This window comes from Ruminococcus sp. 1001136sp1_2201st1_G3_2201SCRN_220225, assembly GCF_040924365.1.
Lineage (GTDB): Bacteria > Bacillota > Clostridia > Lachnospirales > Lachnospiraceae > Blautia_A > Blautia_A faecis.
In genome coordinates, this window is record NZ_JBCOME010000131.1 from 1 (window position 1) to 1,834 (window position 1,834).

Consider the following 1,834-nt stretch of genomic DNA (forward strand, 5'->3'; position numbering starts at 1 on the left):
CTCACTGGCGATTACCGTGACCGGACTTACACCGGCAAGTGTAGTCCAGCTTTGCTGGACACACGCAACAAAAAAAGACATCAAAAATCCATTCCAGGTTTTTTTGATGTCTTTCTATATGTTCCAGATATGTAATCTCAAATGATTGCTCCTGATGTCTTATCAGGACTAAACTTTTCTACATAGGGGTGCTATGCATAAATGATAATTCGATTATAGGATAGCACAATATATGGTATGTGTCAATCGTATAATTCTATATATTGTGCACATGTATTGTCTCATATTTTCCAAGAACAAACATTAGGAACAGCGCCTTTCCATAAACCATTTATCAAATTCATAGTATAAATGGCTCTCTTTTCCATTCACAATTACGGTATATCGCATCCCGACTCCGCCTGCTTTTCGGCTTGCACAGCGTTCCCTTGCAAGGATACGGTCCACATGATATTTTTCTCCATCTTCCCAGATAAATTCCACTGGACTCATAGTTCCGTCCTTATCAAAACTCACCAGAACCTCTACATATACTTTTGCATTTTCCATTTACCAATTACCTCCCATTAAAATAGCCTACCGGATGAACCGTGTGGGAACTTTGTGCATCCAAGCTTGCCAGAGCTTTGTCCTGGTACACAAACGCTTTTTGGATACTGAAATACCCAAACCTTCTGCGAATCTCATCTACAGCCTGGTCCATTTTTTCCTGCTTTTCCCGTTGTTCCTCGCTTATAAACAAATCAAGCTGTACTGGTACGTCTGCCAAAACCAGATTTTCTGCACGTATTCCAAGGCTTCGGATCGGATGATTCCAGTTATAATTTTCTTTGAACAGCAGGTAGGCAGCCGTCATAATCTCATTGGTAATATCCGTAGGCCTCTCCAGCTTTTTCTGTCTCGAAAAAGAGTATAACCCATTATCCCGGATGGTGATGGACACCACCTTGCATTTGAAGCCATGTTTCCGAAGCCTGGCTGCAACACTTTCTGCCAATGCCATCAGTACAATCTGCACGTCCAGGTTGTTCTCCAGGTCCCTGGGAGTGGTTGTACTATTACCAATAGACTTTATAGGTGCTTCATACCCCTGCGCCGATACAGGTGACTCGTCCCAGCCATTTGCAAAAGAGTAAAGCACCAGACCCATTTTTCCAAATAACCGTTCCAGAAACTTTGAATCCGCCAGGGCAAGCTCCCCAATTGTCTGAATTCCATAACGATCTAACGTATTTCTGGTAGAACGTCCAACATACAAAAGATCTGCAGCAGGAAGTCTCCAGAGCTGTTCCTTATAATTTTCCTTTGAAAACACCGTGATTCCATCAGGCTTCTTATAATCACTTCCCAGTTTTGCAAAAATCTTATTCCAGGAAATCCCGATACTGACCGTAATTCCCAGCTCTTTTTTCACACGCCGGTTAATCTCCATTGCAATTTTTCTTCCCTCTCCCTTTAAGGCCGCACTGTCCGTAATATCTAACCAGGCTTCGTCACATCCATATGGTTCAACCAGATCAGTATATTCCCCATAAATTTCTCTTAGAAGAGAAGAAAAACGCAGATACAAGTCCATCCTGGGCGGAACAATCACAAGATCCGGACATGCCATTTTTGCCTGCCAAAGTGCCTGTCCCGTCTTCACTCCTTTTTTCTTTGCCACATAATTGGCTGTAAGCACAATTCCATGCCTCGCCTCGGGATCCCCGCCTACCGCCAGGGGATACCCTGCATACTCTGGGTGATATAGCATTTCCACACTGGCGTAGTCGGGTAAGAGAAGAGCATTACTGTCCTTCCCTCCCCTAAGAACCGTACGTGATAGTTTCCCATC

Annotated in this window: 2 protein-coding genes; both read right to left on the bottom strand. The window is 43.7% G+C overall.

Annotation, left to right across the window (positions count from 1 at the left end; genetic code table 11):
- Positions 1-303 precede the first annotated feature (303 nt).
- Positions 304-549 (bottom strand): hypothetical protein, encoded by a 246-nt coding sequence (locus tag AB5642_RS20210; RefSeq protein ID WP_173719768.1) that lies wholly within the window; start codon positions 547-549, stop codon positions 304-306.
- A 7-nt stretch (positions 550-556) separates the two neighbouring features.
- Positions 557-1,759 (bottom strand): DNA polymerase IV, encoded by a 1,203-nt coding sequence (locus AB5642_RS20215; RefSeq protein ID WP_272105127.1) that lies wholly within the window; start codon positions 1,757-1,759, stop codon positions 557-559.
- Positions 1,760-1,834 lie beyond the last annotated feature (75 nt).

What these genes read in the sequence shown, in the direction of transcription:
- AB5642_RS20210 (WP_173719768.1), bottom strand. Translation starts at nt 549, where the DNA reads ATGGAAAATGCAAAAGTATATGTAGAGGTTCTGGTGAGTTTTGATAAG.